General features: G+C 53.1%; 20 protein-coding genes. 12 read left to right on the forward strand and 8 right to left on the reverse strand.

The window, feature by feature from the left end; all coding sequences use genetic code 11:
- Nucleotides 1-6: 6 nt before the first annotated feature.
- The 6 genes from RIC19_RS23750 to RIC19_RS23775 form a co-directional block, all read right to left on the reverse strand.
- A complete protein-coding gene (locus RIC19_RS23750; RefSeq protein ID WP_350180880.1) occupies nucleotides 7-747 on the reverse strand; it encodes a head GIN domain-containing protein in 741 nt (246 codons plus the stop codon).
- A 52-nt stretch (nucleotides 748-799) separates the two neighbouring features.
- Complete coding sequence (locus tag RIC19_RS23755) at nucleotides 800-1,393, reverse strand: outer membrane beta-barrel protein (RefSeq protein ID WP_350180881.1); 594 nt, start codon at nucleotides 1,391-1,393, stop codon at nucleotides 800-802.
- A gap of 167 nt (nucleotides 1,394-1,560) precedes the next feature.
- Nucleotides 1,561-3,255, reverse strand: coding sequence for a DUF4974 domain-containing protein (locus RIC19_RS23760; protein ID WP_350180882.1), 1,695 nt, complete (start codon nucleotides 3,253-3,255; stop codon nucleotides 1,561-1,563).
- Between the two features lie 12 nt (nucleotides 3,256-3,267).
- The gene (locus RIC19_RS23765) at nucleotides 3,268-4,281 is read right to left on the reverse strand and encodes a FecR family protein (RefSeq protein WP_350180883.1); all 1,014 of its coding nucleotides are present in this window, start codon (nucleotides 4,279-4,281) and stop codon (nucleotides 3,268-3,270) included.
- A gap of 92 nt (nucleotides 4,282-4,373) precedes the next feature.
- A complete protein-coding gene (locus RIC19_RS23770; protein ID WP_350180884.1) occupies nucleotides 4,374-5,294 on the reverse strand; it encodes an RNA polymerase sigma-70 factor in 921 nt (306 codons plus the stop codon).
- A 124-nt stretch (nucleotides 5,295-5,418) separates the two neighbouring features.
- Complete coding sequence (locus tag RIC19_RS23775) at nucleotides 5,419-7,155, reverse strand: T9SS type A sorting domain-containing protein (protein ID WP_350180885.1); 1,737 nt, start codon at nucleotides 7,153-7,155, stop codon at nucleotides 5,419-5,421.
- Between the two features lie 477 nt (nucleotides 7,156-7,632).
- On the opposite strand from RIC19_RS23775, the gene RIC19_RS23780 reads away from it, so the two are divergent.
- The 5 genes from RIC19_RS23780 (at nucleotide 7,633) to RIC19_RS23800 (ending at nucleotide 12,804) form a co-directional block, all read left to right on the forward strand.
- Entirely contained in the window at nucleotides 7,633-8,157 is a 525-nt protein-coding gene (locus RIC19_RS23780; RefSeq protein ID WP_350180886.1) for a tetratricopeptide repeat protein, read from the forward strand.
- Nucleotides 8,158-8,232: 75 nt separating this feature from the next.
- The gene (locus RIC19_RS23785) at nucleotides 8,233-8,829 is read left to right on the forward strand and encodes a tetratricopeptide repeat protein (protein WP_350180887.1); all 597 of its coding nucleotides are present in this window, start codon (nucleotides 8,233-8,235) and stop codon (nucleotides 8,827-8,829) included.
- Between the two features lie 47 nt (nucleotides 8,830-8,876).
- The gene (locus RIC19_RS23790) at nucleotides 8,877-9,560 is read left to right on the forward strand and encodes a response regulator transcription factor (RefSeq protein WP_350180888.1); all 684 of its coding nucleotides are present in this window, start codon (nucleotides 8,877-8,879) and stop codon (nucleotides 9,558-9,560) included.
- A gap of 8 nt (nucleotides 9,561-9,568) precedes the next feature.
- The gene (locus RIC19_RS23795) at nucleotides 9,569-10,954 is read left to right on the forward strand and encodes a HAMP domain-containing sensor histidine kinase (RefSeq protein ID WP_350180889.1); all 1,386 of its coding nucleotides are present in this window, start codon (nucleotides 9,569-9,571) and stop codon (nucleotides 10,952-10,954) included.
- A gap of 269 nt (nucleotides 10,955-11,223) precedes the next feature.
- On the forward strand, nucleotides 11,224-12,804 hold the full coding sequence (locus tag RIC19_RS23800; RefSeq protein ID WP_350180890.1) for a SulP family inorganic anion transporter: 1,581 nt from the start codon (nucleotides 11,224-11,226) through the stop codon (nucleotides 12,802-12,804).
- A 434-nt stretch (nucleotides 12,805-13,238) separates the two neighbouring features.
- Here the strand turns inward: RIC19_RS23800 and lnt are convergent, their stop codons facing one another.
- Together lnt and RIC19_RS23810 are read right to left on the reverse strand one after the other, a co-directional pair.
- Entirely contained in the window at nucleotides 13,239-15,017 is a 1,779-nt protein-coding gene (gene lnt, locus RIC19_RS23805; protein ID WP_350180891.1) for an apolipoprotein N-acyltransferase, read from the reverse strand.
- Nucleotides 15,018-15,114: 97 nt separating this feature from the next.
- Nucleotides 15,115-16,122: a GSCFA domain-containing protein gene (locus tag RIC19_RS23810; RefSeq protein ID WP_350180892.1), complete on the reverse strand. Its 1,008-nt coding sequence runs from the start codon at nucleotides 16,120-16,122 to the stop codon at nucleotides 15,115-15,117.
- Between the two features lie 59 nt (nucleotides 16,123-16,181).
- Here RIC19_RS23810 and RIC19_RS23815 point away from each other — a divergent pair, with 59 nt between their 5' ends.
- From RIC19_RS23815 to RIC19_RS23845, 7 genes are all read left to right on the forward strand, one after another.
- Nucleotides 16,182-17,513, forward strand: coding sequence for a type III secretion system chaperone family protein (locus tag RIC19_RS23815; RefSeq protein WP_350180893.1), 1,332 nt, complete (start codon nucleotides 16,182-16,184; stop codon nucleotides 17,511-17,513).
- A 246-nt stretch (nucleotides 17,514-17,759) separates the two neighbouring features.
- A complete protein-coding gene (locus tag RIC19_RS23820; protein WP_350180894.1) occupies nucleotides 17,760-20,150 on the forward strand; it encodes a TonB-dependent receptor in 2,391 nt (796 codons plus the stop codon).
- A 56-nt stretch (nucleotides 20,151-20,206) separates the two neighbouring features.
- The gene (gene paaD / locus RIC19_RS23825; protein WP_350180895.1) at nucleotides 20,207-20,704 is read left to right on the forward strand and encodes a 1,2-phenylacetyl-CoA epoxidase subunit PaaD; all 498 of its coding nucleotides are present in this window, start codon (nucleotides 20,207-20,209) and stop codon (nucleotides 20,702-20,704) included.
- A gap of 39 nt (nucleotides 20,705-20,743) precedes the next feature.
- Nucleotides 20,744-21,520 (forward strand): enoyl-CoA hydratase-related protein, encoded by a 777-nt coding sequence (locus RIC19_RS23830; protein WP_350180896.1) that lies wholly within the window; start codon nucleotides 20,744-20,746, stop codon nucleotides 21,518-21,520.
- Nucleotides 21,521-22,031: 511 nt separating this feature from the next.
- Nucleotides 22,032-22,916 carry a prephenate dehydratase gene (locus tag RIC19_RS23835; protein WP_350180897.1) on the forward strand — a complete coding sequence of 295 codons (885 nt, stop codon included), beginning with the start codon at nucleotides 22,032-22,034 and terminating at the stop codon, nucleotides 22,914-22,916.
- Nucleotides 22,917-22,976: 60 nt separating this feature from the next.
- Nucleotides 22,977-24,164 (forward strand): pyridoxal phosphate-dependent aminotransferase, encoded by a 1,188-nt coding sequence (locus tag RIC19_RS23840; protein ID WP_350180898.1) that lies wholly within the window; start codon nucleotides 22,977-22,979, stop codon nucleotides 24,162-24,164.
- Nucleotides 24,165-24,218: 54 nt separating this feature from the next.
- Nucleotides 24,219-25,058, forward strand: coding sequence for a prephenate dehydrogenase (locus RIC19_RS23845; RefSeq protein WP_350180899.1), 840 nt, complete (start codon nucleotides 24,219-24,221; stop codon nucleotides 25,056-25,058).
- Nucleotides 25,059-25,062: the final 4 nt, after the last annotated feature.

Below are 25,062 nucleotides of genomic sequence, written 5' to 3' on the forward strand. Positions count from 1 at the left end.
TATCGTCTAATTCTCATCAATCAAATCACCACTGCCGGTGATGTTGACGTCAATCTCGGGCGAGCCAATGAAGCGCACGTCCCCGCTGCCGGAAATGCGGACTTTCAGGAACTCCGCCACATTGACCTCTGTGCCACCGCTGCCGCTGATGTTAATGTCGGCCGTACGCGACTGCATGCCAAAAGCCTGCACATCACCGCTGCCACTGAGGCGGTACACGGCTTCATCACAAAGGCCGTCAATGATCAGGTCGCCGCTGCCGCTGATCTTCACATCAATATCATCCGCTTCTGTTTCTATGCGGACATCGCCACTGCCACTAAGCTGAAAGTCGATGTCTTCTGCCAGGAAAAGGTTTTCGCCCATGATGTCGCCGGAGCCGGAGCTGTAAACCTGCCGCAGTACCGGTAAAGTAATGAATATCTGCATGTTATCCAGGTCACGCACACAGCGGTCGAACTCGATTTCCCAAATGCCGTTGCTGACATCCAGTTCCAGTTCGTCAATTGCATCTTCTTTACCTTCCACGATAACTTCCTGCACATCCCCCTGCCGGATGAAGACCTCCACGGAGGTTTCGTTTTTGATGCCGGAAAAGTCGTCCAGGACCAGGCTTTGGCTCACAAATGGCCCGTCGGCATTCAGGCAGCCAATGGAGAAGCTGTCATCGTCGTCGATGTTGATAAAGCAGCCGCTGCCCAATAGTGCTGTGGCTAGAGTGAATAGCATCATTTGAATCGTTTTCATCGTTTCTTGTTTTTTTACAGTGAGTGAAAAATGTCGGGTGATTATGCGCTTGTTAATTGTCTCTGTCCCAACCAAACCAGCCGAAGCGGAAGGTCAGATTAGCCAGAGTGCCATCGAATGCATTGGACTTGTAGGGGCTGTCCTCCCGGATACCGTCTACATAGCGGTAGCCTACGGTGCCTGCTACGCGAAACCAGCGGGTGACATTCAGTTCCAGGCCAATTTCGGGCGTCACGACAAACACATTGTCATTGTCTTCCGGGAAGGAGGAGTTGTCGGAGACGTCAATGCCGACTGCGCCCCAGCCCAGGCGGGCACTGGTGTAAAGGTGCAGCACGCGGTGAGGCGCCAGGGTGTAGCCCAGCCAGAAACCACCGTGCCCGAGCTCGATTTCCTGAATGTCATCATCCTCAATCAGGCGCTCAAAGTCAATGCTGCCCACACCGTAGCCACCGATGAAGAAGTTATCGATAACCACACCGCCGCCACCGCCTACTGCGGTAGACATATCATTGCCCAGCCCCATCTCTACGATAGGTGCGCCAAATCCGCCGACGACGCGGGCGTTGTTGAATAACGTTTCGTGCTGTGCCTGTACAGCCAGCCCCAGCATCAGGGCCATCGTGAGCAATCCTAATTTTTTCATGGTTTATTGCTTTTCGTTGATTTAAAAAAATAGCTTCCCAATCTTGCCAAGCTTCTCATTCCGGCCCGACAAGACATAAAAGTGGCTGGTCCGAGATGTCCCGAAGCCTCTATTAATCTCAAAAAATAATGGTCAATTCAGTGCCCGGCTAATCCGGAGCAGTTGTTCTAAAAACGAATACCGCCCTGTACGCCGATCCAAAACCGCAAATTCGTACGGCGTCCGCCATCTGCAAGAGTGTAAGACGGATCAATCACCCGGGAGCCCAGCTCGCCCGTTTCGGGATCCATTACCCTTGAAACCATCAGGTTGGCGACCGGGCCTGCGAAGAAGCTCGTCTTGCGGTCAGCTCCATTATAGCCCAGGGTCAGGCTAAGCTGATTCAGGAGGTTCATCTCCTTTGTCCAGCTTTCTATTTCGTTGATGTGCATACAAGTAGCCTCGACATTCATCATCAGGTTTGGACTGAAACGCTTGGTGGTGCCGATACCATATCCAAGCCCCCAGGTGTAAACCCGCTCGTCTTCCGTTACCGGTGTGCTACCAGCGGTTGCAAAACCGGTTGTCTCCTGCGAATCCCAGCGCATCCCCACCTTGAAGATGTTGTAGAAGGAATACGCACCAAGTTTCAGTGCGGCATTGGCAAACAGGGCATCATTGGAAGAAAGCTCAAAGCGATTGTAGCCATTTTTGACAATATTGAGCAGCCCCACCGGCACACCGTTTACCGTATCCGCTACGTTTATCAAAGCGATTTGAAAGCCGTCCACCCGGCCGGCAACATTGAGCAGGGAACTCACTTGACCACCTTCCACATCACCGGCTTTGTTGAACAGGCCGGAAATCTGAGAGCGGGTAAACCCCTCACTCTTGTTGAACAGGCTCGCCACCTGCATCCCGTCTGCTTTGCCTTTAGCGATATTGAACAAGCCAGAGGCCTGCAGCCCGGCAGCGTCGCCCTGAGTGATATTGAACAAGCCTGCCGCCTGAATTGCCTGCGTTTCGCCGGCGATATTGAATATACCGGCAGCTTGTACGCCCTGTACTTTGCCTTTATTGATGTTGAATATACCGCCCACCTGTGTGCCAGTCACGTCGCCGCCTACCTTGCTGCCTACGCCGGCCACCTGTACGCCCTCCACATCATTAATAACTTCATTGTAGAACCCGCCAACTTCCAGTCCGTCCACGCCTCCGTTGGTGCCCCACAGTACATTCAGGGAAACGTTGTTGGTAATCTCGGCGCTGCGGTTCAGATTGGTGCCTACATAAGGCAGGATCGAAATCTGAGCCAGGCGGCGGTCGCCCTGAAAAACATCTTCGTCATCCGTTGCGGTCACTGCAGAGGGAGGAGGAGGAGGAAGGCGGTACAGGTCAAAGTTAAGTTCTCTGTAAGCATCCCCTCCTGGCCCGTTGATCACTTTGGTCTCTGAGCGGCGGATCGGTTGCATCCGTTGACTGAGCCGTTCGCGCTCTTCCTCGTCGATATCCGCAGGGTAAATGGGGCTTTGCTGCCGTACTTTAGGCTTCGCAGGTGCCAATTGGCCCAGCTGATCTTTTTGGCGGCTGGGCTTCAGCATGACCTGATCTCCGATCTTCCGGTAGGAGATGGGCAGCTGCCGGCAGATTTCATCCATGATGGTTTCCAGCGTAGCCGCTTCCGAATTAACAGACACCTTCTGCTCCAGCGGAATGAAGTCAGGGCTGTAAGAAAAATGCACCTTGTACCGCTGCTCCAGGTCGCCCAGGACTTCTTCCAACGTTTGGTTAACCATCCGGTAGCTGGCCAGTAATGCATTGGACTGGGCCGAAAGGGTGCACCCAAAGCAAAATAACCCGGTAAGTAGCAGTAGTTTCTTCATGGCTTCTCGTACTTATTGGCAGTAGGCCGCATCACCTTTGATGACAATTTGCCCATTTTCTTCGACAATTTCCAGCTCCATCGTAAAGGCTATGGCATCCAGCATTTCCCGGAGCTTCGGATTCGGGAACTCCCCCATAAAGCGGCAATTTGCCAATTGGTCATTAGCGAGGACCACTTTCTGGCCAAAGTACCGCTCAATCGCTTTTGCCACCTCGCCTAGAGGCTGATTATTGAATAGCAACCGGTCGTTTTTCCAAGCCAGTGCATTAGAGACCGGTGCTTCTTCCACTTTTTCCAGCATTTTATCGTAACGACCCGACTTACCGGGGATGAGCAGTACTTTTTCGGCTTCTTTTTGTACGGCGGCCACTTCAACCTTACCGGTTTCCACCGTTACCGTCACTTCCGGTTCATCCGGATAAGCCCGGACGTTGAAGGAGGTTCCAAGAACTGTGGTTTGGGCACCTTCTGAAAGGATGGTAAAAGCCATGCCATTGCGTTTCACCACCTCAAAGAAAGCTTCTCCGGTCAGCTCGACTTCCCGCACATCAAAGTCTTGTGGATAGCGCAGGGTGCTGTTTTCATTCAACACTACCGTGCTGCCGTCCGGCAAAGTGATGGTGCGCTCTTCCTCACCGGCGGTTTGAACCATAGCGTAAACAGGTGTATGTTCCACCAGGCCGGAGTTCCAGTACAGCCAGTATCCACCCAGCAATAAAAAAACCGCTGCAGCCGCATATCTTAGGTAAGCCTTCCAGGCGAAAAGTTCGATTACCGGAGCTTCATGAGTACCGTGCTCCGGTGCAAGGCGTTCCTCCAGCAGATTCCAGGCAGCAGGCTTCCCGGCCGAGAAGTCGGGCACATCTACCGTCTCCGTAATCGACCAAAGCTTTTCCGCCTCCTCCAGGACCCTTTGGTTTGCAGGATCAGCTTCTACCCAGCGCATAAGCGCTTCTCGCTCCGCCTTACCGATATCCCCAGAGAGATGCCGCCCTATAAGTTCAAGGTAGTCCCTTTGATTCATGTTGTTGTTAGTTTCCGCAATAGTGATGCATGCGGGTTTTGGTCCCCCCTATTCCACGCATCATTTTTTTATTTTTTTTCTGACTTCAAGCTCTAAATCCGGCACCCTTCCATAAGATGGCCGCCGGTGCACTGCCCGGACTCGTCTGCAATAGCCAGGTGCAGGTGTGACCCATTTTTGGAAAGCGTGCCAGTCATGCCCGTAATTTCAAAATGCCCCTGCCCCAGGCTGCCTTCCGGCTGATTGGCGAAGCGGATGGCATATTGGGTCAGGCTGCCCACCACACTCAGGGCTAGGGTAGCTTCCACCTCATTGTCATCCACCCAGTCTTGCAGGGCTACTTTCTGGTCCTCCCCTGGTTTCAGGCGAAAAGTAGTGTACTCCATAGCGTTGATTTCCTGTTTTGAAGGCGGCTGGGCTTCAGCCGGCTGACAGCCCGAAACCCATAAAAAGCTAAACAATAGGATGAGTTGCAGGTATTGTTGCAACTTGCCACGCAGCACACGGAGCGCTTTGCCCATTTGGTGCTCCACGGTTTTCACAGAAATATCCATTTGGTCGGCAATCTCTCTGTATGTCAGCTCTTCGTACCGGCTGAGCTGAAAAACCATGCGGCATTTGGGTGGCAACTGATTGATGGCAGTGGTGATCCTGGTTTTCATTTCCTGGTGCAGGAACTGCTCCTCGGCACTATGGTCCACGCCAGGCTCGTGCTCCGGCTCAAAGGCTTCCTGTTGCCAGCGCTTATTGCGGCGCAGGTAGCCCAGCCCTTCGTTGATCGCCATGCGCCGGATATAAGCGCCAACGGAGGAATTGATTTCGATCTTGTGGCGTTTTTCCCAAAACCGCAGGAAGACCTCCTGTGCCAGGTCCTCAGTAGTGCTGGTATCAGGGACAAAGCGGTAGATCGACTGGCAGACCATTTCGTAGTGATCCTCGAAGAGGTGCTGAAGCGCCGTTCGATCATCTGCCTTGAGGCGGGAAAGAAGGTTTATTTCGGTGTTGTTTGACATTAAAGCCGGGTGTATTTTTCGGCCACAAGATTAAGTTTTATTCCCCGTAAAGGTAAAATGGATTCGACATATACGGGTATTTATTAGAGCGAATGGCCTTCTGCCGTCGCTAAACCGGCAAGGGTCATTGCTGAATTGCAATCCGCGCCAGAAATTGCCCCGAGCTTGTCCGGGCATGCAGCAGGTAAATACCAGAAGGCAATGCAGGAAGCGAAAAGGCCTGCAGCCCGCCCGCATGAGCGCTTTCCCATACAGGCTGCCCTGTCATATTGTACAACTGCAATTGCCCTGCTTCCGGAAGTGTGGCTTGCAGCAGGCCCGAGGCTGGATTTGGAAATACCTGCAGCGGCTGTAAGGCCGACTCCCTCGTACTACTTATATTGGAGTCATCGAGTTGGATAAGGTACAAGGCATCAAAGTCAGGCGTATCGTAACCCGTAGTCAATGTCCAGCTATTACCAAACGTAAGCGGCTGATTGAAGTTCGCGGAAGCATAAGCCCGGCCCTGTGCGTCTACCATTATATTATGGTTGGTGCTGAAGGGCGGGTCTTCCAGCAGCTCGGGCTGATGCGCCCAGGAAAGCGGCCCGTCCGGCAGGAAGCGCGCCCAAAAGCTTACCGAGCCCCCCGGGGTGAAGGACAAAGTGGTGTTTTCAGAAAGCGCCACCCCTTGCCGGAAGGCTGCTGCCGAGAGGTAGACATTCCCATCGGGGTGCACATCCATAGCACCATTGGAGCAGAAGAGGGTGTTGCCCCAGCGCAACTGCCCGTTCTCATCCCAGCAAAGCAGGGCTGTTTTGAGCAAGTCGTCTTCGGTTTGAAAATACTGTAAGGTTTCGGTTTCTTCAATCAAGACCTGCTGCTCGTGAGAAAAGCCGAGGTAAATACGCCCATTTTCGTCCGTCTCCAGCCCAAACGGTACAATCAGCCCTTCCTGTGGCTCCATATTGCGGTGCCACAACCGGTTGCCCTGCGTGTCGTACTGCACCAGCAGGCAGCCATCGTCTCCGCTTTGGTTGTCATTCATCAATATCTCGCCATCCAGCAGTAAGCCTCCTGCGCTGTAAGCAATACAGACGACCGGTGCCCCTTCCGGGCTGAGGGCAAGCCCCAATCCTTCAGCATTCCCGCCGTCGATAGGCAGAGGCGATTGGATCTGCTCTGCCCATACCAGGTTGCCTTCCGCAGTCAGACGGGCAAGGTAGAAGGTCTTGCCACGGTCGGAGGGCTCACTAAACACCACACTTCCACCAAAGTCCATATCGCGGTGGTAGCTGCCAGTGATATAGATGCCCCCGCCATCATCAACCGCCAGGGCATTGAGGCGGTCGCCCTTATTGAAGGACTCGCTATCCGCTCCACCGTAAGCTTTGGCCCATTCCAGCACGCCGGTGGTGTCAAACCTTGCCACAAAGGCATCCCGGTAACCCTCAGCAAAGAGGGTTTGTGTAGCGCCCGTGGTGTCCCGTTGAATCTGCAGCGGCCCATACTCCGCAGATGCAATCTCTCCCCCCACATACACTTTGCCCGCCTTTACGGCAAGGGTACGCATATCGCCCATCGTGAGGCGGCGGTACCAGATGGGTGTTCCTTCAGCAGACAGCTTTTGCAGGAAGCCCGTTTGTGCACCGTTATAAGGCTCATTGATTGGAACACCATCCAGCTCCAAATCAGACCGGTGAAAACCCAGGAGATAAAGTGCCCCAGCCTCATCGGTATCCATATCAACAATATTGAGGTTTTTGCCAAAGGAGAAGATCGGGGTTTCTACGGCGAATCGGTGGGCCCACCCGACTTCGGGTTGCGCAAAAGCAGCGGCGAGCATAGGGATAAGCACGGTCAGGAGTAGCAGACGTTTCATAAGCAGGTTATTTCCTGCAAAAGTAAGGGAAGCCAGCACACAAAAAAAGGGGAATAACCATTTTGGCTATTCCCCGTCTACTTAGCTTAACCTATTTACCTATTCTTAATGAAGCAATACTGCTTCAAAGCTCTTTTGGGAGGGCGGCTAAACCCTCTCTCTTTTTCAAAGTGTTGTCCAGTGGTGTTTGTGTGAGTGTTTGTTGGAGCTATTCTCCAATCGTATCCCTGCTTTTAGGAACTTTAGTATTTATTTGCTCAAATCTATTAAGAGGCTACCAATCTCGTGCCAAAAACATAAAAACCTGACAACCAATTTCTTGCAATGCACAGCCACCTGCCTTTTGTGCCAAAACAGGACGTTTTTCCATTTTTGGGAAAAAAGCATTGCTTTTCAGCTGCCACTCCGTGAGGGATATTGACAGAATGTAATATTGCAAACCCAAGGTCAGCGAGTATATTTGCAGAAATTAAAGTTATGGCTACCGTATATCTTCGATACCTTTTGATTGCACTTTTTTTCATACTGGGCGCTGTCCTGCAATTCAAGCTTGGCATCAGCCAGGCCTGGTACCTTTACCTGGGCGGCGGCATGCTGATCCTGACCCAGGTGTTTATGGGTAATGTCTGGACTGCGCACAGCCTGTTGAAGAGGGGCAAAGCCGCAGATGCCGAGCGGGTGCTTGACCAGGTTTGGTCCCCCCGCTTACTGCTGCGGCGCAACCGGGCCTACTACTACTTTTCGCTGGGGCTCATTTACCTGCAGCGCAAAGACTTCACAGAAGCGAACGACATGCTCACTGAAGCAGTAGACCTCGGCCTGGAGCACCCGAATGACAGTGCACTGGCCTGCCTGAACCTGGCGCACATCCACTATGTGCAGATGCAGCCCGAGCAGGCACAACACTGGATGGAAAAAGCACGGAGTTTCCCAACGGATGACTTGCTGGTGAAAGAAAACCTTCACAAACTGGAGCAGGCACTCGCTGCACGAAACAACTAAAGGTGTACAGATGTTACCCAAAACTGAGCACTGCCCGTTCAATATTACTACATTTGACAAAAATTAACTGATCGCATGTTAACAATTAATATCTACCTCAAATTTGCTTTGATTGCTGTGGGCCTCATCGGTGGCATTGCACTTTGGGCTACCATGGGGGTATGGTACGGTATCTGGTTCGTCATTATGGGAATCGCCATGCTGGCCACCTACATCTTTCTGGGGACGGTACAATCCGCAGCGGAAATGCTGCAGCAGTCTGATTTCGAAGGTGCCAACAAGCGCCTTGACCTCACCCTGAAGCCAGAGTGGCTCTATGCGACCAACCGTGCTTACTTCTATATGATCAAGGGTTCTACCGCACTGGCTCAGAAAAACGTGGAAGAGGGCGAACACTGGCTCAAGAAAGCGGAAGAGGTGGAAGTGCCTACCGACAATGAGCGGGCTATGCTTCAGTTGCAGCTGGCGAATATTGCGGCTTCCAAGGGCCGCTGGAAACAGGCGGAACGGCACTACCGGGTTGCAAAAGCCTGCAAGATTACCGAGCCTAATATCAAAGAGCAGTTTACGGTGTTTGAGAAGCAATTTAAAAACCGCGGAGCGGCTCAGCAGGCGTCACGAATGGGCGGGTTCCGCCCGGGCGGAAAGCGCCGGCGCCCGAAGATGCGCTAGAAGCATAACCGCATTGCCCGTGCATTGCCGTTGCGTACCGGTTGGATATGAAAGTACTTATCGTAGAAGACGAGATTAAGATCAGCAACGTAATCAGTAAGGGCTTACGGCAGTACGGTATTGAATCCAGTGCAGCTTTTGATGGGGAGGTAGCCCTGGAGCTAATGAAGTCAGAAACTTTTGACCTCATCATCCTCGATATTATCCTCCCAAAAATCAATGGGTGGGAAATCTGCAAATACATCCGGCAGACGCTACAGCTCCCGGTGCCTATCCTGATGCTGTCGGCTATGGGCAATACCGAGCATGTGATCAAAGGCCTCGACGCTGGCGCCGATGACTTCCTTGCCAAGCCTTTCAAGATTGATGAACTGGCAGCCCGGGTCAGAGCCCTCAACCGGCGCAACCATCAATACGCATCCGTACCGCCCAATGAGCTACTGGCGGCGGGCCTTTCCCTCAACCTCAACCGAATGGAAGTCAAGCGTGGGGAAACGGTCATTCCCCTTACTGCCAAAGAATTCGAGCTTCTCAAATGCTTCATGCAACACCCCAACCGTGTGCTCACCCGCGAGCAACTCTTGGAGGCCGCCTGGGGCATCGGGTTTGATACCGGCACGAATGTGGTGGATGTTTACATCAATTACCTCCGGCGTAAGCTCGAAGCCGATGGCTCGCTCCGCATCCTGCATACCAAGATTGGCGCAGGCTATTACCTAAGCCAGGAATAGTCATTGCCATGAAACTAAAAAACCGGCTGGCACTCAATTTTGCACTGTTTACCTCGGGTATCCTCTTCCTGATGGGCGGGCTGATTTTTCTGCTCTACGGCAACTATCTGGAGGACGAGTTCACCTCCCGCCTGCACGAGCGCTGTATGATCGCCTCTCAGATGTACCTCGACGATGACGAGCTGAGCCCTCAGGTGCTGGAGCAAATCCGGCAGAAACACACCCGTACTCTGCCGAGTGAGCAGGAATACTTCTTTCACCTGGAGCGCAAGGACAGCATACTGCCCTATCTGCCTGATTTTTTGGCAGCTAAACTGTCTGGCCCGTACTCCGAGGCGCAGGAGTATTTCAAGGTTGAAAAAGGAGACACTCTTGGTGTTGGCATCCTCTACCGGGACGATCAGGGGCCTCATTTTACCATCGTGACTGCGGTCAACCGGCAGGGCAATCAGGAACTCCGTGAATTGGGCAATATCCTTTTCGGGCTGGCTGGGCTGCACCTCGTCTCCATTTTCTTCATTGCCCGCTGGTACGCCCGGCGCATGCTCTCGCCTCTGACGGAAATGACGGAGAAAATGAAAACGGTGGATACCGCCAACCTGCACATCCGACTGCACCCCCTGCCCGGGCAAGACCCGCAGGATGAGCTCGGCAGTATCGTTGAAGCTTTCAATAAAATGCTCGCCCGGCTGGAAACTTCCGTAGAGACGCAGCGGAACTTCATTACCCACGCTTCTCATCAATTTAACACGCCCCTGACAACGATTTTGGGCGAGATCGAGCTGGTACGGCAGCATTACAAATCCCTGCCTCCTGCCGTGGCGGAGTCGATGAACAACATCTCCGAAGAGTCCGAACGCCTCAACCGCCTGACCCTACGGCTCCTTCACCTGGCTGAAGTGGGTACAGAGGGTGTGAATGCGCAAGGTCAAAGTATCCGCATTGATGAGCTGCTGTTTCAAATACAGGAAGAACTCAAAGCTGCGCATCCGGAGCACCCCCTTTGGATCGATACAGCCACCTTCCCTGATGATCCGGATGCACTCGTGGTCAATGGGAACATCAACTTACTGCAGATTGCCCTTTTCAACCTGGCAGAGAATGGGCTCAAGTACTCCCAAGCGCCCGTAAAAGTTTTTCTCTCGGTCGACAGCCGCTACCTGAGCGTGCACTTTCAGGATGAGGGCATGGGTATTTCTGAGTCCGAATTGGAAGCAGTTTTCACCCCTTTCTTCCGGGGCCAGAATGTACAATCCCGGCCGGGCTACGGTGTCGGGCTGCCGCTTGCCCAGAAGATTATTGAATTGCACCACGGAACCATCTACATTCAGTCTGAGCCCGGTAAAGGGACACTCGCTACCGCCCGTTTGCCCCTGGAGCAGGCGTTTATTTGAGCCGTAAAGCTTTACGGTCAACTCCCTGTACCGTTCCGGCACTTCTGAGCTTTTCCGATTTTCCACCTGCATTCCACCCCTGATGGGCGCACGCGGCGCGCCTCTTCGGACTTAAGCTCCTTTCCGCTAATCTTCTAATCTTATTTTAATGCCATTCTAATTCGACCTTAATGCGGCTTTGCTGATTAAAGGTGATCTTTGTAAATCAGGTGAAGTGAACTGCATTGGAACACACCTGTATTTCTGCTACTGAAAATCACATCCTTACCATGAAAGAAACCTTCTCTGAATATACCCGGCATTATGCGAAAGACATCCCGGCATCCCTCGTGGTATTCCTGGTTGCATTGCCTTTGTGCCTGGGCATTGCACTGGCTTCCGGAGCCCCCCTGTTTTCCGGTCTGATCACAGGCATCGTTGCCGGTGTGGTGGTTGGTGCACTGAGCCAGTCCCATACAAGTGTAAGCGGGCCCGCAGCCGGCTTGACCGTCATTGTTTTCAGTGCCATTGCCGAGCTCGGGAGCTTTGAGCTTTTCCTCGTTGCTGTTGTACTAAGCGGAGCCTTTCAACTGGTCCTGGGCATGATCAAAGCCGGAATTATTGGTTTGTACTTCCCCTCATCGGTGATCAAAGGGATGCTTGCCGCTATTGGCCTGATTCTGATCCTCAAGCAGCTGCCCCACTTTCTGGGCGTAGACATGGAAGCATTTGGTGAAATGGCTTTTGCCGACCGGGAGGGTGGGAACACCTTTACCCATTTCCTGTATGCCATCAAGCATATCCATCCTGGCGCGGCCATTATTGGAGCGGTTTCCCTGGCCCTCATGATCCTATGGGAACGGCCTTTTATCAAGCAGCACAAAGTGCTGGGGCTCTTCCCCGGTGCCCTGATGGCCGTAATGGCTGGTGTTGGCCTGCATATCGCCTATATCAGTGGCTATCCACAATGGGCACCCGAATCACAAATGCTTGTCAATCTACCCAATATAACCAACATTGCTTCTCTGCAGAAAGCACTGGCATTTCCAGACTGGGCAGGATTGCTCAATCCATTGGTTTGGAAAACTGCCGTGGTCATTGCGATTGTCGCCAGTCTGGAAACCTTGCTAAGTATTGAGGCCGTTGACAAAATTGACCCGCTCAAGCGCCACTCGCCCAAGAATGCAGAACTCCGCGCTCAGGGTATTGGCAATATGATCGCTGGCCTAATCGGCGGCCTGCCGATGACTAGCGTCATTGTCCGTTCTTCGGCCAATGTAGCGTCTGGCGGACGGACAAAAATGTCGGCCGTATATCACGGTTTTCTGCTACTGGGCAGTGTGCTGCTCATCCCTGGCCTGATGGGCTATATCCCACTGGCCTCTCTGGCAGCAGTACTGATCTTTGTCGGCTTTAAATTATCAAAGCCGAGCTTGTACAAGCAACAGTTCCGTGTAGGGTATGGCCAGTTTCTGCCCTTTATCATCACCATCGTAGCCATTCTGCTGACTGATTTGCTTGTAGGTATTTCGATCGGTATGGCCGTTGGGGTATTCTTTATTCTGCGTGCGAATTATCAGACACCCTACCACTACGATGACGAGGAGTTGATCAACGGGCAAACGAATAAGCGTATCAAGATCACCCTTAGCGAGCATGTCTCCTTTATCAATAAGGCAAGCCTGCAAACCACGCTGGACCATCTGCCGGATGGCTCCATTGTCACCATCGATGGCTACCGGACTACCGAGATTGACCCCGACGCCCTGGAACTGATTTACGATTTTGTGATCAATGCACCGGAGCGCGACATCAAGGTAACGCTGCAAAATATACCGAAATTAGAGGGTATGACGGTGGAAGAGCATTAGAGCGTGTTGATAGCGCCCGGTAAGAATGTTGACCGGGCACTATCACCGTCCGACGTAGTCAAAACGAAGTTAGACCCTTCGCCTTGGCGTACTGAACCGGGCAAAACGCAGCGCACCGGGTGAATACCCCTCCAACGGCTTAGCGTAGTGCACCCGGTGAGCTTTCTGCCCCTTTATCCTTCTCCGACCGACGAAGCAAGCCTGACGCGAAGTCGGTTACCCTTTAACCTTATATGCTTTAGAGCGTGTTGGGACTTTAGTAATCGGTCTGTAAACTGCACTTTTTCGCTTATACTTCGCCCTGAAAATCCTTCCCGCAAAAACTGCGGGACAGGCTATTTAGCTTAGGCTAAACTCCGGTTTTCGGGTCTCGTCTAACCAAAAAATTGCTAGTTTTCGACTAGAAGACCAAAGTCCCAACACGCTCTTAAAATTTAACCTTCACCCCTCCTCCCCGGCAACAATCCCCGCACCAGGGTATTCAGCAGCAAAAGCGCCGACCCAAACAGGGCAATCCTCGCAATCAAATCTCCCCAAAGAACGTAGAAGGTAATCCGGTCGCTAAACAGGATGTCCTGCCGGATGGCTGCCGCCTCATCGTAACGGGTGGGCTGCAGGATATCGCCCCGCTGATTGATAAAGGCAGAAATGCCCGAATTGGCAGAACGGGCAATGCTGCGGCGGGTTTCGATAGCCCGCAGGGAAGCGAAGTAGAGGTGTTGACGATGCCCGGCGGTATAGTCCCACCACCCGTCGTTAGTCATGATGAAAATGGCTTGGGCACCTTTGCGGATATAGCCGGTGACGTACTCGCCAAAAATGGATTCGTAACAGATAGCCGGGGCGACCTTGCCGCTGCCACTGCTCAGTACCGAGCGCTCAGGCTGCGTGCCTACACCGGCAGTGGTGCCCTCCAGTTGTTCCACCAGAGGCTCCAGAAAAAACAGGGCATCCTTGAAAGGGAAAATCTCAGGCCCGGGCACCAGCTTGGACTTCCGGTAAAGCGGGACTTCTTCTTTGCCAATTTCCAACTGTACGGCGGCATTTAGTACTTCGTACCTCAGGGTATCACTATTGCGGCGAACCTGCTCCCGGACATTTGGGCTCAGGGGCTCGCCATCCTGAAAAACGTGGTAGCCATCAATGCCGGTGATGAGTTTCAGCCCTTCGAAGGCACTCAGTTCATTGCGGATGCGGCGCACAGCCGGATATGGGTTGATCTTTTGGTCATCGACCAGCCCGAAGCTCGTCTCCGGGTACACCAGGTAGTCCGTTTCGGGGCGAACGACGGTTTTGGACAGCTCCAGGAAACGATCGACTTGCTGCGCTTCCGGCAGGTTGAACTTGACGTAGTGGGGCTCGAAATTGGGCTGCACCACCGCGACCTCCCGGGGTTCGCCTTCCGGTGTGAAAGTCGCGTACAGGACCAGCGAAAGGGCCATAGGCAGTACAATAAGCGCACCAAGCTGCAGCAAAGGCTTGCGAAAGCTTTCCTTTGCCTGGTACCGTTTCCAAACGCTAAAAGCCAGCACATTCGCCCCCAATATCCACAGGCTGCCGCCAAAGACACCGGTGTAGCTGTACCATTGCAACAGGCTCGGGTATTCTGCGAAGCTATTGCCCAGCGTAAGCCAGGGCCAGGTGAGCTCCCAGTTGAGATGAATGTACTCAAAAGTCAGCCAGTAGGCAATCAGGGCAGCATACTTCAGGCCAGGCATCACCCAGCGGGTAGTATGGAAGAGGAGCACCGGGATAGTCATCAGCAGTGCATTGGTCCAAATCGCAAATATGCCTGCCGCGAAAGCCGTATTGGCCACCCAGTAGGTAGCGATGACGTTCCACACCACAAAGGCATGGTAAGTGTATTTGAAGACCGTCCAGCGACTGGCTTTGCCGGCTTGTTCGCTCACCTCATTTTCCACAATAAGCAGGGGCACAAAGCCGACCATCATCAGCCAGGGAACAGGCAGTAAGTCGGGGAAACCAACGCCCAAAAGCAAACCACTCAGTGTTGAAAGCCCCAGCCAGCGCCAGCGGGCATTACGGAACCACTTGATGCCCAGCACTAAAGCCCCCCACCCGGAGAGGAAAGCCAGCAGCGGGCGGTAGCCCCAAAGCTGTCCCATGCCTTCGCGCTCCACCATATCTGTGCCAGCGTAGGCACACAGGAGTGCAAATAAGAGGAGTAAAACCAGGTGCAAAGACTTCTTCATAGGTGGATTTCAGATTGGACCGGTGCAAGTTTAAGGAAAAATGTACAGGAATCGCGCCCCCAGGCCAAAGGCTTAACCATTTGTTGACAATGCGAAATCAGCCAGCAAGCGAGGCCTTCAGCCCTTCCCGCTCCGGGGCAAAGTCTACGCCGGGCAAAGCCGCCTCCAGCACCCGGATTTGCTCCAACTGTTGGCGTACGAAGGCCTGATGGGCGGCGGAAGCCGGAAACAGTGGCCGGTGCGCGCTCGCCCGGACGATTGCGCCCACGGCGTTTATTTGTTCCATTGTAGCTTCTGCAAAGGCTACTGACGCAAAACAAGACCAGATGTAATCCACCGCTTCTTCCGAAGGGTGCACGTAGTCCGTCTTGTAAAACCGGTAGTCGCGCAGCTCGTCCATCATCAGTTCGTAGGAAGGGAAATAATGCACATAGTCTGTTTCTGAGAGGGCTTCTGCCGCCAGGAGTAAGGCGGCTTTGCTGCGCTGATTGTCCACCACTCCGTCCCGGATGTGGCGTACCGGGCTGACGGTGAGGACGACTTCCAGCCCGGGCCGGCGGGCTTTACAGTCGGCCAGTACAGGCTGCAGGGCATCAACGATTGCTTTCGGCGAAAGCCGGTACTTCCGGAATGCGGATGCCGGTACCTTATGGCAATTGGCCACCGTCTGCCCCGAAGCCTTGTATTCATAAACGAAGGCGGTGCCCAGCGTAATCAACAGACGGTCCATGCCCCCCACTGCTACTTTGAGGTGGTCTACGGCCCTTTGCATTTGACGGGCTGCCACCTCTCGCTCCGGATGACCGAGCGCACCATGAAAGTCAAAGTGCTGCCAGATGCCCCTGCTTTCCAGCAAATCACCCGCCGTAAAGCGCACTTGCCCCAGTCCGTATTGCAAGGTGCGGGCCAGCGACAGCGGGTTGTACTGTATACCCATCGGATTGAGGACTGCCGGAAGCTTCAGCCGCTGCATACGCGCCCCCACCGCTTCCACAAAACAAGACCCTACGCCCAGGGTAGGAGCCTGATAGCTAAAGACCGGAAAAGAGGCCGGCAAGGGCACCTTGAGCCTTAAGGATTGCGATTGAGGGTGCTTTTTTGGCATCTGTTTGGATGTAATGGCTTAAAAATAGTATTTTCCCGGTTCAATCTTCAGGTATCAACATGGGATTACTCGACCGTCTTTTTGGAAATGCAGCCCACAGTACTGAACAACCGTCGATCCGCTTCGGGCGGTATACGGATTCCTATAAGGCGCCTTCCCGTTATGATGCCTGGGACCGCGCCCAGGATCTCTTTGAAGACGAACAATTCCTGGAAAGCTACAAAAATTTCCTGCTTTACCTGCGGGACGATGAAGAAGACAACGTGCACTGGAAAGAAGTGCCCGGCGGGCTGGAGTTCGAGCTCTATCAGGGGTCCAAGAAGATTTCGGGCAAAGCTACGCCCCACAAGATACGGGTACAGGCTCCGGTGGTCAAGGCAGAGTCTTTCAATATTGGCGTATTGCGCCGGCTGCTCGAGCAAAACTTTGACCTGAAGTACTGCCGGTTCACACTCGACCCGGAAGGCAACATCGTCATCCTCTTCGACACCTATACCCTCGATGGCTCCCCTTACAAACTCTACTACGCCCTGCGGGAAGCGGCCATCAAAGCCGATAAGCAGGATGACCTGCTCATCGAAGAGTTCAGGAATCTGCAGCCAGTGGAAATCACTCACCTTAAGGAACTGCCACAGGCTGAAAAGGAAGCAAAGTACCGGTACATCAAGCAGGCCATTGGAGGCGCCATGAGCGAAATAGAAAACGGCGCACTCGACTGCAACCGCTACGCCAGCAGTTATGGCTATTTATTGCTGGACCTGATTTTCCGGCTCGACTACCTGATCAAGCCTGAAGGCTTTATGATGGAAACGCTCGAGCAATTGCACCGGAAGTATTACGAAAACGATGGCAAAAATACCGCCAGCAAGAATGAAGACCTCTGCCGGGGCATGAAAGCGCTGGCAGAACGGCCAGCTGAAGATTTCTACCGGGAAATGTACCGGGGCTGCAGCACCTTCGGTATTACCCATACCGTCAACCACGACCGGGTAGTTTCCATTATCAATGGGGAGCTTTACCACATGGACTGGTACCTGGAGAACGGGCACGAGCGCATGGCTATGGCCTTACCCGGCTATATCGTCGGCTTCTGCCTCTTCAACTACGCAGTACCTAAACCAGACCGTGACTTATTTCACCTGTACTACCAAATTACCGAGCCCGCCTACTTTAAAGGCCTTGGCTTCACCTTTCAGTACTTTGATCCGGTCAATCAACAACTGGACAAGCGTGGGATACGAAGAGCCATCAGCAAGATTGTAGAAGAGAACAAGGGCAGCTTCCCCAACTTCCAGTTCCCTTCCGGCTCCCTGGATTTCAGCAGCCTGCCCCGGTTTGCCCGCTCCTACCTTACCCTCATCAAGTCGCTGAATCTGGTCAAGGCACTTTAGAGCGTGTTGGGAGCTCGTTGCTATTGCAAATCAACGCTTTATGAACCCCGCAGAAATGCGGGGCAAGCTCTGACTTTCTCACTAAATTTTCATTTAGCCCGCTAAACTCAAATTTAGTGACTTTGCCAGAACCATAAATCCTTGATTTTCATGACGAAACCGCTCCAAACATAGCATCTCTTAGTGATTATTTTTAATCATTTCACTCTTTTCGTTGTTGCACCATCAAAACAACATCCAGATTTTATGCCCTTTAAGTACTGTACTTTTCTACTTGCCCTAATCGTCCTCCCTCTTTTCACCACTGCCCAGGAAAACGTCAAAGCCACCATTACCGGACAGCTACAAGAAGGGGGCACGGAAAAGCCCCTACCCTTTGCTACCGCAGGTTTGTATGCTTTACCCGACAGCAACATGGTTTCTAATGCCCTAACGGAGGCAGACGGGCGTTTTGCACTAAAAGCGATGCCCGGAAAGTACTACGCCTTATTTCAATACGTCGGTTATGAAAACCGCCTGCTCAGCCCGATTGAAGTGGCGGCAGGTCAGGACACGCTCAGGCTTGGCACTGTGGAAATGACCACCGACGCCATCGCCCTGCAAGAGGTGGAAGTGCGGGCGGAACGCAGCCAAATGGAGTTCAAGCTCGATAAACGGGTTTTTAACGTAGGGAAGGATCTGACCAATGCCGGCAATAATGCTGCGGATATCCTGGACAACGTTCCCTCCGTAAGTGTAGACCCCGAAGGCAACGTAAGCCTGAGGGGCAGTCAGGGTGTACGCATCCTTGTAAATGGACAGCCCTCAGGCCTGCTGAGCGCCGGAGATACTGAAGCCTTACAGCGGATGCAGGGCGATATGATTGAGCGCGTAGAAGTCATCACCAACCCTTCTGCCCGGTACGAAGCGGAAGGCGAGGCAGGGATCATCAATATCATCCTCAAAAAGGAAGAAGAAAAGGGCATCAACGGTTCCTTCGGCGCTACGGTAGGCTACCCTGCCAACTACGGTGCCTCCTACAACCTCAACTACCGCAAGGAGGCCTTCAATTTCTTTTCCAACTTCGGGGCCGATTACCGGCGGGCACCGGGCGGCGGCAATGCTACGCAGCGCTTCTTTGAGAATGGGGAACTGACCGAGTACTTCACCAGCGAAACCAATCAAAATCGGGGCGGGCTGGGCGGCTACCTGCAGATGGGTACCGATTACAACTTCAATGAGCGCAATACCGTCACCGCATCCTTCCTTTACCGGACGGGAGAGGATGACAACCGGGCGACCGTCACTTTCCGGGACTTTGACCCGGCCGGCAACCTCCTGAATACCACCGTCCGTAATACCGAAGAAGCAGAAGAGGAGCACAACCTGGAGACCACCCTCAACTACGAGCGCCAATACGATAACCCCGACCAAAAGTGGACCTTCAACTTCAAATACATCCTGGATGACGATACCGAAATTGCCGACTACCGGCAGACGGATCAGGAATCCACAATCCCCCTGCTGCAGCGCTCCAGCAATACAGAAGATGAGACCAATATGCTGCTGCAAACCGATTACATCTACCCTATTGGCGAAAACAGCAAAGTGGAGGGCGGGCTGCGCGCCACCTTCCGGACGGTGAATAACGACTTCTTTGTGGAAGAAGAGGATGCAGATGGCAATTACACCCCCCTGGCCGACTTTAACGATGAGCTTGAATATACTGAAGACATCTACGCTGCCTATGCCATTGGTGGGCACGAATTTGGGCCCTATAGTGTGCAGGTTGGGCTGAGAGCTGAGCTTTCTGATATCACTGCTGCCCTGCTCCGCTCCGGAGAATCCAATGACCAAGACTACCTCAGCTTTTTCCCGAGTGCCTCTTTTTCGTATTCGATTACCGAAAGAGACCAGTTGCAGGTCAGCTATAGCCGGCGGCTAAGCCGTCCTTATTTTCGGCGGCTCCTGCCCTTTTCCAATTACAACAACCCTCGGAATAACAACATCGGCAACCCCAACCTGCGGCCGGAGTTTACCAACTCCTTTGAGACGGGATACCTGCGCTACATGGAACGCGGCACTTTCCTGACCAGCCTCTACTACCGGCGTACAACGGGTGTCATTGAGCGCCTGACCCTGCCCGCATCAGACGGCACCGCCATCGTATACCCCGTCAACCTGGCCGTACGTGATGCTTTCGGGCTGGAATTCAACCTCAGCGTACAACCCACTGACTGGTGGGACATCACCGGTGATGTAAACCTGTTCAGGGCTATCATTGAGGGCAGTTTTGAAGGGACCGACTACAGTGCCGACACCTACGCCATGAGCGGGCAGATCAACTCCAAGGTAAAGGCCACTGACCGCCTGCAGATACAGGTCTCTTTTGATTATACGGCACCACAGCGTACGCCTCAGGGGCGGCGCTTGTCTATTTATATGTTGGATATCGCTGCCTCTCTCGATGTGCTGGACAACCGGGGTACGGTAACTCTTTCCGGGCGGGACCTTTTTAACACCCGCCAACGGCGCTCCGAAGTGAACCTGCCCAACTATGAGGAAACATCCGTATTTCAATGGCGGCAGACGCGGCGTGTGATCCTTTCCTTCAACTACCGGCTCAATCAGGAGAAGCAGCAGCAACGACGTCAGTAAAGGTCGTCAACCAAGGTGCACGAACAAGCGTTAGTATTTCAAAGTTTCTAACCATTATGACCACTACTACCACTACAGATGAAATATGGGAGGTGCTGGAGCAAGTTGCTGACCCCGAAATCCCCGTCCTCACCGTAACTGACCTGGGCATCGTCCGCGATGTCAAACTACAGGAAGACGGTGAGGTAGAGGTCATCATCACCCCGACCTACTCCGGCTGCCCGGCTATGAATACCATTGAGATCAACATCCGCGCCGTGCTACAGGAACACGGGTGCGATCAGGTAAAAGTCACGACCGTGCTGCACCCGGCCTGGACCACCGACTGGATGAGCGAAGCCGGGCGGCGCAAGCTTAAGGAATATGGGATCGCCCCACCTGTAGATGGCACCGCCGATAAAGGAGCGCTCTTTGCGGAGCAGCCAAAAGTCGAATGCCCGCAGTGTGGCTCTGTACACACCGAACTGGTCAGTCAATTCGGCTCCACCGCCTGCAAGTCGCTCTATCGATGCCTGGATTGCCGGGAGCCTTTTGATTACTTTAAGTGCCATTAGTATAGAGCTTGTTCTTACCTTCACCAAAAAACCAACCCAATGGACTCCATTCTTTACGAGAAACGAGGTGCGGTCGCCTACATCACACTGAACCGCCCTGACAAATACAATAGCTTTAACCGGGAAATGGCCCTCGCTTTGCAGGGAGTGCTGGACGAATGCAAAGCAGATACCGAGGTACGTACCCTTTACCTGACCGGAGCTGGCAAAGCATTCTCTGCCGGACAAGACCTGGGTGAAATCGTTGCAGAAGACGGCCCGGAGCTGACCACGATCCTTACCGAGCACTACAACCCTATTGTGACCCGCTTGCGCGCCATTGAAAAGCCCATCGTGGCTGCCGTTAATGGTGTAGCTGCCGGTGCCGGCGCTAATATTGCACTAGCCTGCGATATTATTGTAGCGGCAGAATCAGCCTCCTTTATTCAGGCGTTCAGCAAAATCGGCCTCATTCCGGATAGCGGGGGCACCTATACCCTGCCCCGCCTGATTGGCTATCAGAAAGCCGCAGCCCTGATGATGCTGGGCGACAAAGTGCCGGCCGTTGAAGCTGAGCGCATTGGCATGATTTACAACTTCTTCCCGGATGACGAGTTTGCCGAAAAGAGCCAGGCGATTGCAGAAAAACTCTCCCAAATGCCTACTGTGGGACTGGGCCTGACCAAACGTGCCCTCAACTACGCGCTGGACAACGACCTGGAGCGGCAGCTGGCAATCGAAGATCATCTGCAGTCTGCCGCCGGGCAGACCGAAGACTATGCCGAAGGGGTACGGGCTTTTCTGGAAAAGCGCAAACCGGTGTTTAAGGGGCAGTAACCATCCGTACACCAATACTTCGTAAACGAACAATTGTTTGTTCACACTTTTGCAAGAACAGGCGCATTACTTTACGAATACCGCAAACGAACAATCGTTCGCTCTATAAAAAAGCAACAAACCTGACAAAATTTAAAAAAATTCGCATTTCACTTTGTGGAATGCAGAATTAATCCCTAGGTTTGTAGCATAACAATTAAGACATGCAGCGCCATTACCGCAACTATTTTTTTAGCTTTTACTTTTATGCCAGAGCATAGGGGCTGCTAAATCTTGCGGATTGCTGAAAGATATTTAGAAGCCCTGTTCAAGCAGGGCTTCTTTATTTTCAGGGCCTAATCAAAAAACCAAACCAATATGTACGGCCAAAAAGCGGCGTATTACTCTTTTTACTTTTTCTTTTTTGGTTATCCACCAAAGGGGCTGCCGTTGAGTGCACGTGCATAAGCATAAGAACGAAACGAAAGCCCCGCCCAACAGCGGGGCTTTTTTTAGAACAATTCATAAGACCATGACCAAGACACAGGCCGGCTATGCTGCTGGCAACACCACTTCCACCCCACTGCGGGTCAGTATTCAGGGTTACGCCGGCGCCTTTCATGAGATTGCGGCACGCTACTGCTTTCAGGATCAGGCACTGCAGATCGTTCCGGCACATACCTTTGAAGACCTGGTGAAGATGGTGGAAGCTCAGGAACAAGCGGATATCGGCCTGATGGCAATTGAAAATACCCTGGCAGGGAGTATCATGCAAAACTACACCCTGCTGCAGCAATCCGGGCTGCACATCACAGGAGAAGTTTTTCTTCGTATTAAGCAAAATCTTATGGCCTTGCCAGGTGTGCGTATTGAAGAACTCCGTGAAGTGCATTCTCACCATATGGCTATAGCCCAATGCCGTGAATTTTTTGCTGAGTACCCGCATATCCGCTTAGTTGAAACCGTAGACACAGCCCTCAGTGCCAGACAAATCAGCGAGAATGGCTGGTCGCACGTTGGTGCTATCGCCAGCACACTGGCAGCAGAAATGTATGAGCTCGAGATCCTGGCTGCCAGTATTGAGACCAATAAAAAGAACCATACGCGCTTCCTGGTCCTGGAAAAAGGAACCGCCGAGCTCAATGGCAAACTGGAAAAGGTATCGCTTTCCTTTGCCACGGACCATGAGGTCGGCAGTTTGTATAAGGTGCTGGCTGTGCTGGCTGCCTATAATGTCAACCTGACCAAAATACAGTCCGCGCCAATCATCGGACACCCCTGGGAGTATCAGTTTTACATCGACTTCATCGTACAGGGCAAAGTGGGGCACAAGCAGGCGCTCGATGCCATCAGCCCCCTAACCCGAAACCTACAAGTGCATGGCGTTTATGCCTGCGGGGAGCATTATGAATATTAAGAGCGTGTTAGGACTTGTAAGCGGTCTGTCAATACTCATTCATCAGAACTTCATTCCGTAATGACCAAAACAGTAGCCAAAACCGAAATGATCATTCAACCCGCCAGCCGCCTGGGCGAAGTCAAGGAGTATTACTTCTCGACGAAGCTCCGGGAGATTGCACAAATGCGGGCTGAAGGCAAGCCCGTCCTCAATCTGGGCATTGGCAGCCCGGACCTGCCGCCCAGTCAGGAGGTCATTGAAACCCTGACCAATGCCGTACTCCACAACGACATGCACGGCTACCAAAGCTATACGGGCATTCCGGAGCTGCGGTCGGCTTTCGCCCAATGGTACCAACAGTGGTTTGGCGCTACGCTAGACCCCGAAGGAGAAGTGCTGCCCCTTATGGGCTCCAAGGAAGGCTTAATGCACATTGCCATGGCTTTTCTGGAAAGTGGAGACGAGGTACTCGTACCCAACCCCGGCTACCCTGCCTACCGGGCGGTATCCAACCTGACCGGAGCGACCATCCGGGAGTACAAGCTGGAGCCTGCGCGCGGCTGGCTGCCAGATATGGATGCCCTGGAGCACAGCGATCTGAGCCGCGTAAAAATCATGTGGCTCAACTATCCGAATATGCCCACGGGCCGGTCTGCTGACTTATCATTCCTGAAAAGTATTGTTGATTTTGCCCGCCGCCACAAAATCCTTATTGTCAATGACAACCCCTACTCCTTTATTCTCAATGAGCAGCAGCACAGCATTCTCAGTATACCGGGCGCGAAGGATGTCGCACTCGAGCTCAACAGTCTGAGCAAAGGCCACAACATGGCAGGCTGGCGCATCGGGATGCTGGCCGGGCGGGCGGATTACCTCAAGGTCGTCCTGCGGTTCAAGAGCAACATGGACTCTGGGATGTTCAAGCCCGTACAGCTCGCTGCTGCACAAGCGTTAAAGAGCCCTCCCGAATGGTACCAGCGCCTGAATACCGTTTATACCGAACGGCGGGAAACTGTTTTCCAGCTCTTTGATGCGCTAAATTGCCAGTATGACCCGGAGCAGGTGGGCATGTTTGTCTGGGCGGAAATCCCTGCCCACTACGCCGATGCGTACGCATTGGCAGATGAAGTGCTGTACACACACAACGTCTTCATCACACCGGGTGGCATCTTCGGCTCTCAGGGCAATCGCTACCTGCGGATTTCTTTGTGCAGCGACGGGGCACTATACGAGGAGGCGATGCGCAGGGTGCGGAGTCCGGAATAGTGTGGCACCCTAGCCACTTTTACCTTAACACAGACTGACACTTTACATTTAAATATGACCATTGCAATTATCGGTATCGGGTTAATCGGCGGGTCGCTGGCCATCACCTTAAAGGAGAATGGCTTTGCAGGCAGGGTTATTGGAATAGACGCCAGTCAGGGCAACCTGGACAAGGCTATACGCCGCCGCCTGATTGATGAGGCGATGCCCCTGGAGGCCGGTGTCAAAGCCGCTGACCTGATCGTGCTGGCCACGCCGGTAGATGCCATGCTGGCCTTGCTTCCGCAGGTACTCGACCTGATAGAGGACCAGGTAGTGATCGATGTTGGTTCTACGAAAGCCGAACTGCTCAACACCGTGGATCAGCACCAAAGGCGCGGGCGCTATGTAGCGACCCACCCTATGGCCGGAACGGAGTTCTCCGGGCCGGAAGCCGCTATTCCAAACTTGTTTGACCACAAGTGCGCTGTATTAATTGATACTGACCAAAGCGATGAGGATGCTGTGGAAAGGGTCAGGTCGATGTACAACAGTATCCCGATGAGCATCGTGGAGCTGGACCGGGAAGCCCACGACTTGCACTCTGCCTATGTATCGCACATTTCGCACATCAGTTCCTTCGCGTTAGCGCTGACAGTGCTGGAGAAGGAGCGGGACGAAGGGCGCATTTTTGAGCTGGCCAGCGGTGGTTTCAGTTCTACCGTCCGGCTGGCGAAGAGCTCGCCCGACATGTGGGTGCCTATTTTCCGGCAAAACCGAGACCACGTACTGGATGTGCTGGACGAGCACATTAATCAGCTTGCGCGGTTCCGTTCGCTGCTCATCAAAAAAGATTTTGACACCTTTTACAGGCTCATTGCACAAGCTAATGATATCAAACGCATTTTAAGATAATTTC

The sequence above is a fragment of the Phaeodactylibacter sp. genome (assembly GCF_040219495.1).
In the GTDB taxonomy this organism is placed as follows: domain Bacteria; phylum Bacteroidota; class Bacteroidia; order Chitinophagales; family Saprospiraceae; genus Phaeodactylibacter.